Genomic DNA, 15,494 nt, shown 5'->3' with positions numbered 1-15,494 from the left:
GGGGCGGCTTTCTAATTCCCCAACAGCCAGTTCCGCACGATCTGGTCTCCGGTTGGGACTGCGGCTGAGTAGGGCGCCCCAGCTTTCGCGGCATCCACCAACCCGCCGAGCAAGGCATTCCGAGGCGCGGGCGCAGATGCCTCGCTCCGGCGAAGAAGGCTGTTCTTCAGTGCGTTGCTGTTCAGGTAGGTGCGGGCCGCTCCTTTCGCCACACCTCGACCTGCCATCGCACCAAGCACCCCGGCCGCCGTTCCCAGTTCGTGTCCCGTAATCGCTGCCGGCACTGCACTCAGGGCGATCTCCGCCCCGATACGCGGCGCGGTTCCGGAGTTCGGCGGGGCTTTCAGGAACGCCTGACCGATATCGGCAAGGTCTCCCAGATCTCCCGCACCCCGTCGCGCGCGGTTCTTGAAGGACTTGTTGACCGCGCCCTGAAGCAGGGCCGGGCTGATCGCTCCGCTCTCGTCTGCCTTCATGGCGAGAGGTTCGATCGTCTTCAGGTTCTTGTACTGACGGCGAGCGTCTTTCAGTTCGTCCAGAAGATCCGTGCGGCCGTCCGTGGTCAGGGATCGCTCCATCGCGTCATCGAACGCATCCCGCACACGACCGGCATAATAGGCGACGTTCGGGTTGTTAGACCGCATGGCCCGGGCGAGGGGAGCGCCTTGCCGGGTCAGGGCCTGATATTGAGGGCCGCTGATTTCGCCATTCGCAATCTTCCCCATGATGTTGTCGATCTGGTTGGCAATCGGCGTGACCTCCTGTTCGGGCAGGACCTGACGCGCCTCGTCAGCGATTGTTCCAAGATCGCTTCCAAACTGATTGTCGGCCCGGATGATCGTGTTTGCCGCAACATGATCGAAACGGCTTCCAAGAGCGTTGTGCGCGTCGTCGATCACATCAGGTGTCAGGCGGTCGCTGTCCTGCCCGAAAGTCCGCGAGACCGCACGGGTGAACTGGCCGTGCTGCTCCGGCGAGACGATGCCGCCATTGGCTACGTCTGATAGATAGGCCATGTTCCGGCTGGTGCTGATCTGTGGCGCTTTGAGGCCGATCCCGAGTTCTTCTGCCCGCCGCGCCAGAGCGGCCCGTTCCGGTGAGACTGCCCCGCCCGTAAACGCTTCAACGGCCCCGCGCGTGATCGGCTTGGCCAACGACAACGCTCCACCCGTCAACACGCCGCCAACCGCGCCATCGCGCAACGCCTGACCGATGGGCTGCCCCGTCTCACTGTCCGTTGCGGCATTGGCCGTCGCTCCGCCCGCACCCATTCCGAGAAGTGCGCCGCCAACCTGGGAGACCTTTTCTCCAGCCCCGAGCATCCCCAAAGCTTTCGCGCCAAGCCGGGCCGCTCCCAGTTCCGCTCCGCCAACCGGGATGGCAGACGCCGCCAGATTGCCGCCCATGCGCCCCAGCTTGGCCGAGAGGCTGCCGCCATAATCCCGGTCGTACTGCTTGCGGGCGGCATCTTCATGATCAACTGCACCTTGCAGAGCGTTGATCCCGGCTTTCCCGAGAAGCCAGTTGGCGCCATCAAGGCCGCTATCAACGACATCCCATCCACCTCGCGTTGCGCCCTGCAAAGCATTCCGCTCCCAGCTCTGCTTTTCCGATGCAGGTGCCGTGTAAGCGGGCGCACTCATGGGGGCCGGGGCCTGAGAGACCTTCGGAGTGGACAGGCCCCACATGCGGTCCAGTTCTTCATCGCTCGGGCCGGACTGCGTGGCGGCAGGGGCGGTTTTCGCAGGCTCGCCGTTCAGGCCCCACATCCTGTCAAAAGCGGCATCATCGGTCTGGGGATCTGCGGGCTTCTTGGCCACGGTCTGCGTCTCCGGCTTGTGATAGGCCGCTGCCACCCGGCCGACATAGGCGTTCGTCTCGTCGTTGTTCCAGCGCGCCCGGTCCGTCCCGGCATTGTACGCCCGGAGTGCATCCGGGAGGTTGCCATACCGGTCCAGATTTTCGCGCATGAGCCGGGCCGCGCCATAGATCGACTGCACGGGATCGGTCGGGTCGATGCCGAGGCTACGGGCCGTCTCCGGCATGAACTGCATGTGGCCGACCGCCCCGGCCTTGCTTCGGGCCCTCGGGTCATCCGTCGGATCTTCCACCCGGTGCACGGCGCGCAGAACCTCGGGATCAACACCCCAGTACTGGCCTGCACCTTCGTAATGGCGATCGAGGTCGGCCATCAGTTCGGAGCCTGCACCAGTCCGGTTTCCATGGCGCCACGAAGTTCAGACCGGAAAGCCTGCCGCTGTTTGCCATCCATGCCTGACCAGAGGCGCGCGCGCTGCTCGGGCGACATGATATCGAACATGAACGCACGGGCGTCTTTCTTGGTCGTGTAGTCGTTCTGGAACGTCGGCCACTCGTTGGCATGCACCTGCGCTTCCGTGCCAGGATACTTCTGGTGGAAGGCCAGATAGGCCGCGTTGGCGCGCCGATCCAGCGCGATGTTCGCCCGCAAGGCATCCTGCGCCGCCAGATTGTTGATGTGCGTCGAAGGGTTGCCTGCAAGCGCCGTGGCCAACTGGGCATCGCTGTGCGCGGCTCCCGGCTGGCTGGCCGCAAGCTGGGTCAGATACTTGTTGGCCTCGTCATAGGCCGCTGCCTTGTCGGACGGGTTTGTCATGCCGAGAGATACCGCCACGTTGACGATCCGATTATGCAGTTCCGCTGGCTTCCCGGAAGATGGCGAGATCTCCTGAAGAAGCTGCAGGGCCTTCTGGGAGCGGTACATCCGGTCGCCAAACCCGGCTGACAACTGCCCGGCCTGGCCAAACTGTTCACCGGCAGCATGACCGGCAACCTCAGCGGCTGCGCGTTGTCCTTCCACTTGGCCCGCAGCTGGCGCTGACTGATACCCCGGATTTGCGGGCTGCGCGGTCGGATAGCGGCCCGATCCCATGACCTCGGGCGGGACAGTGGGACGCCCCTGCGCTCCACCGACCACCTGATCACGGCGGACGTAGCTGTGTGAGCCGTCCGGGTTGACCACGTCCATAGGCGTAGAATTCGTTTCGGGCGATGTCTGCTTGGCAATACTGCCTCCGACATTCTGTCCACCCTGGCCACTGGCAGGAGAACCAACGTTCTGCCAGTGCAGAGTTCCGCCGTCGTCCACCAGTTGCATGGAGCCATAGGCGTCATTGTAGGCATGAGCCGGACCGATCGACGCGTCCATGAGACCACGAACCTGCTGCCGGATACCTGCGCTGTCATCGGGCAGGGCGGAGTAGGCGGCCTGTGCCTGATCCATCGAAATCAGGCCATGCGCCACCCCGACGCCAAGCTGCCGCGCAACGTCTCCCTTGGTCACGTCTGGATTGCTCATGAGAGGCGCGGCCAGACCGGCCAGCATTCCCGTTTTACGCTGGTTCAGTTCGAGCTGTGCACCCTGGTTGCCTATGTTCTGGGCCTGCTGGCTGTTGTTCTGCGTGACGGCATCCGGCAGACCATAGGCCGCATCTGGATCGCTCGCCGCGTCAGCGATTGCAGATCCATAATCAATGCTGCCGTCCTTACGAACATGACGCGCTAAGGCGTTGCCGACCGCCATTCTGGCCTTCTGCCCCAGCAGCGCATTGTGATATTCCAGCGCCTGGTTCTGGACGCCCTGAGCTGCGGCAATGTTCTGGATCTGGTTCGTCTGCGGCTGAACCGTGCCTTGCCCCATACCGAGCAGGGCGTTGGCGCCCGTGTCAAATAGCCCGGCCATCAGCTCGAACTCCCGTTCAGCAGTTTCTGATAGGCCAGATAATTCGTTCCATAACTCGAAGCCTGATTGCCAAGGCTGTTGAGCCCGCTGGTCAAGCTGTTGCCCATGGCTGTGGTGCCGGACATGGTGGCACCGACGCCCGCGAGCGCGGCCTGAGCGGAGAGGCTGGCGGTGTTCGTGGCGTTGCTGGCGCTGGCCGAAGAGGCATTCGCCCCATACCCAAGTAGTGCATTCTGGCGGTTGAACGTGTTGGTTAGGTTGCTCTGAGCAGCATTATTGGCAGAAAGCTGGTCATTAAACTGGTTCTGATAAGTGCTGTCAGCCAAGCCAGACGCATAGGTGGCCGCGCCCTTCAGTGCCGCACCGCTGTTCGCCAGCCCGCGAGCCGCCGCACTATTCGTCGCAGCTTGCTCTCCCTGTGACAGGTTCCACTCATAGCCAGGCGTCTGCTCAAGTGTCGTCTGGTTCAGCGCGTTGGTCGCATTGTTGATGTAGCTGTCATCAGTCGTGTTGTACGCGCTGTTGTCGTACAGACTGCCGATCAGCTTATTCCCGACCGAGACGTACGGGTTCAGATAGTCCTGAGCCGCCGTGCCAGAAGCGGAAATGGCCTGCGCCTGGCCTGTCCCTGTCTTGGCGGCCTTGTTCATGGCAGACTTTTCCATCGCCATCTGAGCGGCGGTCGTCGCCGCTGTCGTAGCGGCTTGTACGCCTTGCCCGATGCCAAACATATCGCTCATTGCGGGCGCTCCATTTTGTAGGTGACGTGGTGGCGCTTGATGCCGTCAGGGCAGGGCGCATCTAGCGCGCCCCAGCGGATGAAGCCGAGAGCGTGCATTGTGAACCGGGCCACCTTCCTATTGTCAGGGATCGCGGCAATCATCAGATCGGACGGCTGCGTCTCCCACCACCAGTCCCGGATCTTTCGCATCGCTGCGATGGCTTCTTTCCCCCGCGTTTCAGGGATGACAGCCTGATGGCACTCGTGCACCCGGCACCGAACCACCCTGAAGCCGACAACGATGCCAGGAAGCGATACTACCAGCCGGTCCTGCACATCCACAATACGGGCCTCTTCGCCGTAGACACCTGGATGGGTGATGACGGCATTGATGGCGGCGATGTCGTTGATCCGGGCGCCCGGCATGTCAGGAGCGGTGAAAATCACGACACGATCATTCCGTTAAGAACGACCGAAAGTCCGTTGCCTGAAGCTTCCAGCTTGTCGCCATTGTTCAGAACGAACGTCGCCAGTTCCGGTGGCAGGAGAGAACTCCCGGCAGGGATACTGCGCCCAACGATGATGGGGAAACTTCCACCAGCCGCACGAGACACGGCAATTGCAAGCGTGACCGCAGCGTTCGTGCCGTTGGCGACGGTCCCGGTTAGAACCGTGGTGCTGGACCCGGTACCGGTTGCGATTGTAACGGAAGAAGAGCCGAGCGTTATGCCTGGCTGGATTGCAGCAATTGTGACGGCCATGTCTGACTTTGAGCGGCCATGAGTGCCGCATCATCAAGAGATTGTGCCGTCTTTGCCACTTGGGCGCTCGACGTAAGCAGCGTCCTGATTAGCACGTCCTCCGCCGCTTTCAAAGCAGATTGCGCGTCTGCCTCAGCCTCATTCGCGGTCGCAATGGCGGCTGCGGCAGTAGCCTGGGCAGTGCTTGCCGTCGCCTGTGCGGCCTGTGCCATTGCTTGCGCGCCCCGCGCATCTGTTTCCGCCTGGTCCGCTTTTTCGATGGCAACTCCTGTCTGCTGCTCATCGTATAGTGAGTCGACGCCCTGCTCTTTGCCTGTGCGATTGAAAAGCGACAGCATGAAGCGCTGGAACGTCACCGTCATGTTGCGGTTATTGTCTACGACCGGACCTGTCGGGAAGGGCATGTAGTATTTCGATTGCGAGATATCGGTCATGACGTCACCTGATCAGCATCGATGAATGCACCCATCAAAGAGAATGTCCCGCCGATCCACGTCACGCGATAAACGCGGTCGCGGGCCATGCCAAGGCGCCATAGCGTAGGCCAGAAATTGCCGGTTGAGCCGAGCGTGAGAAGGCGCGGGGGCCCGAATGTTTTGCCTCGATCATCTGACCAGTCCACCGACACCGTGATGCCGCTTTCGTTCTGTGCGTCGAGCATGAACTTGCGGTGGATCATACGCGAGCCATCGCCAATCAGGTGAGGGAATGAGCGCTGACGCTCGACTGTCCTGCCATTCTCGGTATCAACATCGAGGGAAACGTCATAGATCGTTCCCGTCTCGAAGTCGCCCGCAAACACTTTCCCGTAAGCGTTGGCCCATGCGTTTGCGCGCGTGCGAACCTCATACCCCGTGACAGGATCACGCCCCTTGCGTTCGTGCCAGAGGCTCGTGGAAAGATCGTACACCCACGTTTCGCCTGATGCAGGGAACGCCAGGACGTAAAACGTATGGCCTTCCTGCTGGTAGATATTCCCGATTGCATCCGCGCAATCAGCATATCCCTGAATGGCATGATCGATCGCGAACGTGCTGACGGGACTGGCTTCTGTTCCCTGACCAAGATAAACGCGCGGCAGTCCGGCATTGTCGCATCCAAGCCACAGAACGCTCCCACCGTTGGAACAGATCGAATAAGGCGCAATGCACCCGGCGCTGATCGTGAGTGATGGAATGCGCTGGAACGGGAAATCAGCGGCTCCTGAGGTATACCAGAGCTCCGTCTCCTGAGAGCCGAACAGCCATATCGTCTGCCCGACTACATCAACGCCAACAATCGTGTCGGGGTAGCTGGTCTTGCTTGCCACATAAAGGCTGTCGAACGGCGTGGTCTTTTCGTTCGTGAACTGCGCGGGCCCGACATACCAGTTGGTTGTGCCCGGGTTCGTGTAGAGAAAGAACGTGTCGAGGATGGCGATCGTCTGTGACCCGTAAAATGCGTCATCCACGATCTGGGTCAGGCTCCCGTAAAGCCCCTGCTGTGGCTTGGCAGGAAGATCGCAATACCAGCCGCCCTTCGCCGTTCCATCCACGATGAACAGCGTGGTGCCGTTGTCCTGCATCCGTATTTGCGACGTGCCGGCCGCAATGCTGCCGATCTTCGTAGTGTTGCCTGTAGCATGCACGACATAGACACTTGCGTTCACGGCTGCGATCAGGTCGCCCTGCGTTGTCTGATAGAGGCAGCGAACCGCGCCCGTTTCCGTTTCGGCAAAGGCCTTCAAACCCGGCGTCGGGTAGTGCGCGAACTGCGTAGGTTCCCCCTCCTGCGCGGGCACGGGTTCCGGATAGAGATTGAGGCAGCGTTGCGCAGCAAGAGCAACTCCGCGCGCCTGATACGCGCCCCCGGTCAGGTTAAGGCGCGGCATAGTCGCTGCTCCCCACGCCATTCTCTAGCCAGATCATGTCCCAATACTTCAGCGACGGGACGGTGAAGGTGATGAACCAACCGCCGCTGTCCGATCCTGTGGTGTAGGGAAGTTGCTGCGCCTTGCCGTGGCTGGTGTCCGGGCTCGCGATGTAGAGTTTCCCGAGGGTTCCAGTCCCGGTGCGATACATCTTCACCGCCACGTTGGTCCGCGTCTCAGGCGCGGGATAGTCGCCATTGGGGTCCTGCACGTCGCCCATCTGGGTCGCGTTCATGCTGGTAAAGTTGATCAGGTGCAGGATGTCGAAGCCGCTGCGGTGAAACTCAAGCTGCCAGACGTTTCCTGTCGTCGCGGTAATGTTGCTGGAAACTCCCGTGACGGCTGAATGCGTATTGGTGCTGTCGCTGATGTTGTCACGCAGCAGCTTTTCATACGCAACGCCGAATGTCTGGTAGTCGTATTCCGCCTGGATGAATGCGGGTGTCGTACCGACCGTCATCCAGAACGGATAGTCGTCATTGGAGATGAAGCGATCGCCGTCCGTCAGCCAGTTATGATGCGCACCGGTCGCCATGATTGAGGCTTCCAGATACAGCGCGCCAGGCAGGCCGAACGTGCATTTGGTGAGCGGTGCGTTCTGGCACTGGCTCTGATTTCCCAGAACCTTATCGAGGCCCATGTCCCAATCGAGACCGACATTGTGTGGCGTGCGATTGGCCCAACTCCAGACATTGCGCGACAGCGCATGGAAACCGTCGTATGAGGTGATGTCGTCGGGATGATCCCAGACCTCGCGGAAGTGGTAGGCTTCGTGTGAATTGGTTGCCTGGTCCTGCTCCAACCAGGAAGCGGCGCCATTCAAAACGACAGGCGCGTTCAGCGCGGACACCGCCATGTTCGTGAAGCCGGACAGCATGTGGGAATAGTCGATCCCGTGGCCTTGAAAGTTATAAAGCTGTGGCTGCGTTCCGTAGGTATCAATGAAGACGCCATCAAAGCCGTATTTCTTCAGCCACAAGCTGACCTGCTGCGCCCAGTATGCCTGCCAATTCGTGTTTGTCGGATCCATCAGACCGATGCTTGAAGTCGCGGCAGAACCACCCCCGAAGCTGGCCATGTCGGTCAGCTTACATGCCCCGCCGCAGGTGTAGTTGAGGAACATGCCCCATTGAAGCTGCACACCTGAACCGTCGTTCAGGAAATTAGGCTGCATGGCGTCGGAATTGACGGAATACATCGGGATATAGGCCAGCGTTCCCATACCGAAGTTATGAGCCGCCCCGATGCTACGCATGATAAGGCGCTGGTCCTGAGTCAACTGGTCTCCGTTTACATACACCATGCTGTCAACGTAAGGCCGGTGCCAGCGATAGATCATGTTGAAGAACTGCAAGTTGTTGCAGTGCCAGGCGTTGAAATCTGCCGCGTTCGCCTCGGGCGAGGATGTGACCTGAGGAGAATGATAAGGCCAGCCGGTCCATGTCGCAGTCAGCCAGCACTGGCGCGGGTAAATGGTCCAGTCAGGGGAAACATCCAAAGCCGTTGTCTGTTCGTCAACAACGCCCGCCGATCCGCTTGCGGCGATATCGACAAGATACCCCCGGTAGTTACCATTCTGGGGGACGGGAATAGATAAGGTAACGGTCTGTGTAGCGCCTGCAGGGATCGAGTTGACCATAGCGGTTATCGGTGAGCCAATCTGGTTGCCCCGACCCGTAACATTTGCCATCAACGTTCCCGAGAACGAAGACTGCAAAGTGTTGTGCAAAGTCACGGTGACTGTTGCTGTGGCACCTTGGGAATAGATTGCCCGATCAGAGTTGATTGACTGGATCAGGCCGCCCGTCAGTGTCGGCATGGCATGCGCGCAAGGTGCGAGCAGAAGCAGCGCTGCGAGAACGATTTTCTTCATATGTCAGTTTGCCTTGAACCATGGGATGTATCCCAGATCGCCTCCATCATTCTTCACCTCAAGGCACCCGGTAGCTCCGCTGATATTGCCGCACTTCGAGATGTCGGAAAGAAACGGGTTGTTGAACTGGATACTGTTAGCGTTGAGGTAGAGCGTCCCCGTTCCGTTGGCCACGATGGTGTTGTCGGCATTCGTCGCGGTTGGGGAGAACCAGGCGTTCCCCTGCGTATCCTGCCAGATCGTCACCGGATTGGACTGACCGGCTGCCAACATATTGATCTGGGCGGACCCAACGCTGTCATGAACATAGAATGAGCTTCCGGCATTGAAAACATTCGTTCCAGCACCGGCACCGTTCGGCTGCAGGTTCAGCGCTCCGTCTGTGCCCTGGTAGATCGCGCTGGCGACGTTGGCAGAGGTCGATTTCAGATTGAGCGTCGGAAGCGCAGCGCCGGCAATCGTAAGCGTCCCACTGAAATTCGGATTGGGAGCGAAATACAGATTCGGCCACAAGCCGAGAACATCACCGGCAGCGGGGCTTCCGAAGGTTCCGGCACTGGTCGTCAGGGGTGCCGCGAACGAGCAGCCCGTCACCGTATATCCGTTTCGGGAGCAGGTGAATGCGTTGTTGTTCGCCGTGTTCGCGTCGTTCACTGCGTTGAGCTGGAACGTGCCGAGATAGTTGATGAACTGCCACCGTGCCGTGTCATTGGACGTGCTGGTGTCCTGCAACTGGATCGCCGGGTTCGTGCCAGTGATGGCAGTGTTCACCAGCGATGTGCCATTCACTGACCCGCCATTGATCGTCGGTGTCGAAAGCGTTCCGTTCGCCGTATCGGCCTTGGTCGCCATAGCGGCGTTCAATCCCGTTGGACCGGCCAGGGTGACACGCGGGTTCATGGTCGGGACCGACTGCGCAAAGGCAAGGGCAGGGGCACAAAGCCCCAGCAGGAGGGCTAGGCGCTTCATAGTTTTTGGATCTCCAGACCCGGCCAATAGAGCGGGTTACTGATGGGTGTGAGAATGGCGGGCATGCCGAGGGACGGGATTTGCGTGTTTGCCGTGCGGATCGTGTTCAGAGAGGATTTTGCCAGCGCGGCAACGGTGGCTGATGCTTCCTGCCCGTAAGACGGGGCGAGGCGCGCAGCCAAACACCACATGATTGCATCCCAGTACTCAGGCGGAAGATTGATCGGATCCGAGGCTTTCAGCGTGGCCGGAAGCGGCTCCGCGAAGAGAACATGCAATTCCCAGACCTGCGCGGGCGGAATTGGCCATGGACGGAATTCGCCCATGGGAAACGCTGGATTGTAATGGAAGTAGTTCGGCCACGTCCTAAGCCCCTTGAGGCTCAATCCGGCGTAATCTTCATAGGAAGGAATGGGCGTCAGATTGTAATCGATGGGGAATCCGCTACCATCCAGACCATTGGTTGGCGTGTCGAAGTCCGTCCCGTCGAAATCCTTACCCGAGAAGTCGCCGTCCTCCGATTGAGGCGCGCCGTTGAGTAGGCGGGCGTACGAAGACAAAATCTGTGCCGGGCGCACGGGCGTGTTGAGATCGCCGTCGGGTCCGATCTCGTAGACACTCGCACCAGTGCTCATGAACGCGCGGTCAACGAGATTGGGAACAAGCCAGCGTTTGCGCTGCCACTGAGCCAGCATCATGTTCAGGTGCATTACCCCGGATGCCAGGCCTTGCGGATCTGTATTTTGACCGCCGACACCAACGCCAAGCTGCTCAAGCGCCAGGCCAACAAGGTCGGAGACAAGATAACCGGACGTTGCGTTCGGGGTGCCGCCGTTACTGGTTTCGGACATTTAGGGTGCGCCCCTTGCGCCTCATGACAGGCTTGAGCGGCGCGTCCCGGCCCGAAGGCTCAGGACGGCCAGACATACGGGCTCTCACCCGTTCTTCTTCTGCCTCATCCCGAACGGTCACGGTTTCGTAGCCGTTCGGGTGGTAAAGGCATCGCGGATACCGCTTCGCCTGCATCAGCCGGCGTCAATGATATCCGGCACGATGCACATCCATTCTGGGCGCAGCACACCGATGCCGAACAGCACGTCGAGGCGGGTGCCAAGCGTGTCATCCGATCCGTTGTAGTAGGTGAGGGTACGCATGGAGATGCCGTCGAGGTTTGCCATACCGCAATCCACAACACCCTTGTTGACCTCCATCAGGTCAACGGTGACGAGCGTCATGGCTTTCTTGTTGAACAGAAGGTTACGGCGGATCGTCTCGCCCGGCTTGCCGACGAGGCTGACCTTCGCGTCAGCAACCGGCATGGCGTCCACTGTCTGGTACTGGTTCTGCGTCCCGTCCGCAGCCGGTCCGACGATAGCAGGCGAGACCACGATGGACGTGGCGCCAGAGGCAACAGCTTGCGTCACCACGAACTGCATCGGCGTTCCGTAGGACTGCTTGGTTACACGGTTGACCTGGTTGACGCCCGCAATGGTGATGACGTCACCGACATTGAGAGTGCCGTTTACTGCAGAGGTCGCGATGACCGAGTTCTGCGGATACGCCGTAGAGCTGATCTGGCCGGGAATTGCGTTGCCCGCATTGCTGATCGTCGTGACAGTACCGGTAGCTGTGGCGGCGCTGTCATAAGAGCCTGTCGTAGTCACCAGACAGGTCTGATCATTGATCCATTCGCGGACGCCGAGCAGGGGCGCTTCCATCGCGCCCGTTTTGGTCTGCTGACCAATCTGCGCAGACGGGTTGAACAGTCCCATCAGGCCAGCAACGGTATTGGCATCCGTATCCGGGTCGAGCACCGCGAAACGGTCGGTCGTCGGCGCATGCTGCTTCGTCAGCTTGGCCTTGGCCCGCAGCCAGGTTGCGGAATCCGGTGCAATCGTGTTGCCGTTCGCGTCCGTGTTGCGCACCATGTTCGCGGCGCCAAGAGCCAGCGTCATGGCGATATTGGCGACGGAGCCGGTCAGATTGTTGACGGACGGCTCGATATATCGCCCGCTGAAATCGTCAACATTCAGGGTGCGTTCCTGCGTATCGAAGCCCAGAGAGACGTGCTTGCGATAAGCGATGGTCAGCGGAACCGAGCGCTCTGCAATGGACTGCGGGCTGACGACAGGGCCGTCACCGACAACCGGGTCGTTCGGGAGACGCACGTTGACGGAAGCGCCAATCTTTGCGCCGGACTTGCCGAAATAGCTGTCGTAGGAACGGTCAACGTTCTTGATGAAGCCGTTGGTATCACGAAACAGCGGCAGCGCACGCTTCGTGATAATCATGTCGTTAATCAGTTGGTTGGCCACGGGTTCGGCTCACAATATAGGGCGCCACTGCGCCTATCGTGCCGCTCTCGCCAAAGGCAGAACGTGTGCCGGTTAGGGAACCGGAAACAGCCGGGTTAGAGCCCCCGTGGCTTTTGCGGAGAAACTGCTCCGCGACAGGTCAGGACCGAACCCCAGCCTTCCAGAGGCGGTCAAATTCGGCGGGGGATACGTTCGGATCGTAGATCGACTTCTTCCCCGTTGCAGCCGCACCGGACGGAGCCGAGACGGGAGGCGGGGTCTTTGAGACTGCTGGAGCGGCAGGCGTCTGTGCCTGCGTGACCGGAGCTTTCTGACCTACCTTCGCCGCGAACTGTGTCAGCAGAGCGTATTGCCGACGCGGTGAAGCGTCGAGGATGTCGCTTGCTGCATCCGGGTCGTGAGCGAGAGCATAATACACGTCTCCACTGTTCGGCAACTCCGATATATCGGCAATGAGTTCGCGGTGATACTTGTTACCGAAATCCAGTCCTGCACGCTCAGACAGGAGCTGCGTGGCCTGACCAACCGCATCTGCGCCGTGCAGACCCGAGAGGGATTTGGCGATCACCTCTGTCTGAGAGGCGAACTTCTGGGCGGACTGCTGCTCAACCTGCTGCTGCTCGAAACGGTGGCGCTCCTCCTGCCGGATTTGATCGGGAGTGAGTTGCGGCTCCTCCTGCTGCTCACCGCGAGCGGCGGCCAGTGCGCGACGCAGGTTTTCCATTTCCTCTCGCGCGGTCTGCGCCTGACGCTCGGACTCCCGGCGCTCGAACGTCATCTTGTCGATCTTGCGCTGAAGCCACGCAGGCGTCTTCTCGGGCTGGGGCGCGGGGTCGGGCTGTGACTGACCCTCTGGCGCGCCCTCAGTCTGGGTCTCGATGGCAGGCGTGTTCGCAATGTCTGGCGTTGTTAGCGCGCCGTCGAGAATAGGGGTTTCGAGTGTTTCGCTCATGCCTCAACGGCTCCTGTCACTGGATTGGCAGCATGGATCTTGCCGCCCGGGGGATTGGAAGAAGGAAGGCGCGGGAGGGGGCCGGGAGGGCCATCCTGCACGGCTGGCATTGGGCCATCTTCGGGTGGTTTATCGCCATTGTGCATAGCCTCGGAAACAAGCTGATGGACCAGCACGCGCAACGCGTCTGGATCGATCGAGCCAATCGCAGCCATACGGTCAGTCTCTGCCTTGTACTGGTTCGTGTCTGCGGCCATCGCGTCTTTGACGACGGTATGCTGCTGTTCGGCCTGCTTATCCTTGAGCTGCTGCGTGAGCTGACCGATCTGCGCTTGCAGCTGCTGGATGGTCTGCTGAGCCTGCCCGAGGCGCGGATCATCGGACGCGGGCTTGAGCCGGTCTGCAATCTCATCGGCAAGCGGGAAGTCCGCACTCTGGAATACGAGATCGCCGATCTGCCCCATGAGAGCCGGGGCGGCCTGAATGACCTGTGTGAGCGCGTTGAACGCATCCTGTTTCCGGGTCGCAAAGGCTGGCCCGACATCAGCCTCAACATCGAAGCGGCCGATTGTAGGGTTGATGGCAAGAATTGCGCCATCGATCTGGCGTTGCTTTTCAAGCGACATCCCTTGGGGTGGCTGCTGAGTCTGCCCATCAGGGCCGGGCGGAAGAGCCACCTGCGCTGATGTCTGCATGCCTGGATCAATGACAACGCCCGTCTGTGTTCCGTCCATTCCGAGCGACTGAACCGCGCGCTGCGTATCATACACACGGGGAATGGCATCAATCAGCAAGCGCCCGAGATAGCGCAGCGCCATGCCCTGATTGTCAGTGTAGTGATAGTTCGCCGTGTCAGACTGGCGCTGGCGCTGCTGGATCGCAATGCCGGACTTTTCGTTGCCAGGTGCACCCATCTCGGCCTGATACTGGCCGGTGACCATCTGCATCCACTGATCGGCGGACTGCATGCCCTGCATGTGACCAGTCGAGCCAGATGGCGGCTCAATGCGTGTCGGAACCGGGATCGGTTGCCCGTCTTCCCCTATGGCATTGTAAGGCAACACGGCAGCGTTGCTGGTGTTGGCCTGCGACCACTCGTTTGTGTAGCCCTCGATGGCCTCAGCAGAGGCAAGCCAGGGCGCTTTCGTCTGAAGCGCCACGCTCTCCACATACGCGCTGGCGGTGTAGTTGAACATGCGCTGCGGATCGATCAGCGCCCGGACAAGACCTGCGTAATCGGCGTCATTGCCCTCGGTCGCACGGGTCTCAATGCCGACCATAGGGATCAGCGGAATGAGCGAGAACACTGTCTCGCCCTGAGCCACCACGGCATTGCCTGCGATGACGTATTTGTCCACCATGTGCGACGTCACGGGGCGCGATGGAGCTTTGTTCTCGCGGCACACAGCGACAAGTGCCTCAGGCATCACTGACTGACGCATCATGCCGCCCGGGAAGTTCAACTCCGGCATTGGAGGCACTGACCAAAGCGTGTCTTTCTTTTCGCTGCGGCGGTAATACGTCGCCACGCGAACTGTGTTGTCGCTCACCCAATCACTGTCCGATTGCAGGCCAGAGAGCGGATCGCGAGCCACGTCTTCATGACCGGGATAGAGTTTGTTGAACTCGCTCCGGTCCATTTCCTCAACGATCATCGCCCAGTTCTGGTCCGAGTGATCTGGCTCGCGGGCGGATGGATCGAAATAGACGGACAGGCTGTTGGGTACAGACTTGATGAAGAAGTCCTGATCGAACGTGTCCACGCCCGGAACATAGTCCGTCACGACATGAAACCAGCCCAGGCCGGTACGAACCTGCCCCTGAATGGCGCAAGCATACGCATTCTGCTGAGCGTTCGACTGATACTCGATGTGGCGAATGATACCTTCAATCGCGTCCGCAGCCTCAGCCATGGAACCGAAGCCGGTCGCGTTGACCTTCACGCCCATTTGCGACTGCCGCGCTTCGTTCTCCACCTGAAAGACGTGCTGCGCGGTTTTGTTGATCGTCAGGCAGGGGCGCGGGGAGCCGCCAAACGTCCCTGCGCGGGCCTGATAGACCGCATCGTCCCACTGCGCATGATTATACGCGTCCGCATGAAAAAACCGCAGATCATCGCGGGCACGACCGCGCCATTGGCTCGTGTGGCCAGACGCTTCTTCGTAGCGTTTCTGGACCTCGGAGATAATATCGGTTGTGTCGAAAACGCTTTCGCTCATGAGGTATCTCAATACCACACAAGATTCTGTCAGTACAAGCAGAATTGAAAAGCT

Annotated in this window: 13 protein-coding genes; all 13 read right to left on the bottom strand. The window is 60.2% G+C overall.

Annotated features, from left to right (window positions below; all coding sequences use genetic code 11):
• Positions 1-11: 11 nt before the first annotated feature.
• Positions 12-2,192, bottom strand: coding sequence for a lytic transglycosylase domain-containing protein (locus JK208_RS05425; protein WP_211574640.1), 2,181 nt, complete (start codon positions 2,190-2,192; stop codon positions 12-14).
• Complete coding sequence (locus tag JK208_RS05420; RefSeq protein ID WP_211574637.1) at positions 2,192-3,721, bottom strand: hypothetical protein; 1,530 nt, start codon at positions 3,719-3,721, stop codon at positions 2,192-2,194. The genes JK208_RS05425 and JK208_RS05420 overlap by 1 nt, the downstream gene beginning before the upstream one ends.
• A complete protein-coding gene (locus JK208_RS05415) occupies positions 3,721-4,461 on the bottom strand; it encodes a hypothetical protein (RefSeq protein ID WP_211574636.1) in 741 nt (246 codons plus the stop codon). The genes JK208_RS05420 and JK208_RS05415 overlap by 1 nt, the downstream gene beginning before the upstream one ends.
• Positions 4,458-4,889: a DUF2824 family protein gene (locus JK208_RS05410; protein WP_211574634.1), complete on the bottom strand. Its 432-nt coding sequence runs from the start codon at positions 4,887-4,889 to the stop codon at positions 4,458-4,460. The genes JK208_RS05415 and JK208_RS05410 overlap by 4 nt, the downstream gene beginning before the upstream one ends.
• Positions 4,886-5,203 carry a hypothetical protein gene (locus JK208_RS05405; RefSeq protein ID WP_211574632.1) on the bottom strand — a complete coding sequence of 106 codons (318 nt, stop codon included), beginning with the start codon at positions 5,201-5,203 and terminating at the stop codon, positions 4,886-4,888. The genes JK208_RS05410 and JK208_RS05405 overlap by 4 nt, the downstream gene beginning before the upstream one ends.
• Entirely contained in the window at positions 5,167-5,637 is a 471-nt protein-coding gene (locus tag JK208_RS05400) for a hypothetical protein (protein WP_211574630.1), read from the bottom strand. Before JK208_RS05400 ends, JK208_RS05405 begins: the two co-directional genes overlap by 37 nt.
• Complete coding sequence (locus tag JK208_RS05395; protein ID WP_211574628.1) at positions 5,634-7,073, bottom strand: packaged DNA stabilization protein; 1,440 nt, start codon at positions 7,071-7,073, stop codon at positions 5,634-5,636. The genes JK208_RS05400 and JK208_RS05395 overlap by 4 nt, the downstream gene beginning before the upstream one ends.
• Positions 7,060-8,985, bottom strand: coding sequence for a glycoside hydrolase family 66 protein (locus JK208_RS05390; protein WP_211574626.1), 1,926 nt, complete (start codon positions 8,983-8,985; stop codon positions 7,060-7,062). The genes JK208_RS05395 and JK208_RS05390 overlap by 14 nt, the downstream gene beginning before the upstream one ends.
• Before the next feature lie 3 nt (positions 8,986-8,988).
• Positions 8,989-9,954 carry a hypothetical protein gene (locus JK208_RS05385; protein ID WP_211574624.1) on the bottom strand — a complete coding sequence of 322 codons (966 nt, stop codon included), beginning with the start codon at positions 9,952-9,954 and terminating at the stop codon, positions 8,989-8,991.
• Positions 9,951-10,805 (bottom strand): hypothetical protein, encoded by an 855-nt coding sequence (locus tag JK208_RS05380; protein ID WP_211574622.1) that lies wholly within the window; start codon positions 10,803-10,805, stop codon positions 9,951-9,953. The genes JK208_RS05385 and JK208_RS05380 overlap by 4 nt, the downstream gene beginning before the upstream one ends.
• Before the next feature lie 174 nt (positions 10,806-10,979).
• Positions 10,980-12,245: a P22 phage major capsid protein family protein gene (locus tag JK208_RS05375; protein ID WP_211574620.1), complete on the bottom strand. Its 1,266-nt coding sequence runs from the start codon at positions 12,243-12,245 to the stop codon at positions 10,980-10,982.
• A 163-nt stretch (positions 12,246-12,408) separates the two neighbouring features.
• A complete protein-coding gene (locus JK208_RS05370) occupies positions 12,409-13,221 on the bottom strand; it encodes a hypothetical protein (protein WP_211574618.1) in 813 nt (270 codons plus the stop codon).
• Positions 13,218-15,440 (bottom strand): portal protein, encoded by a 2,223-nt coding sequence (locus JK208_RS05365; protein ID WP_211574616.1) that lies wholly within the window; start codon positions 15,438-15,440, stop codon positions 13,218-13,220. The genes JK208_RS05370 and JK208_RS05365 overlap by 4 nt, the downstream gene beginning before the upstream one ends.
• Between the last annotated feature and the right edge of the window lie 54 nt (positions 15,441-15,494).

The organism is Gluconobacter sp. Dm-74, assembly GCF_018256135.1.
Lineage (GTDB): Bacteria > Pseudomonadota > Alphaproteobacteria > Acetobacterales > Acetobacteraceae > Gluconobacter > Gluconobacter cadivus.
The sequence above is the reverse complement of the archived record's forward strand: the minus strand, read 5'-3'. Positions and strand labels throughout refer to the sequence as shown.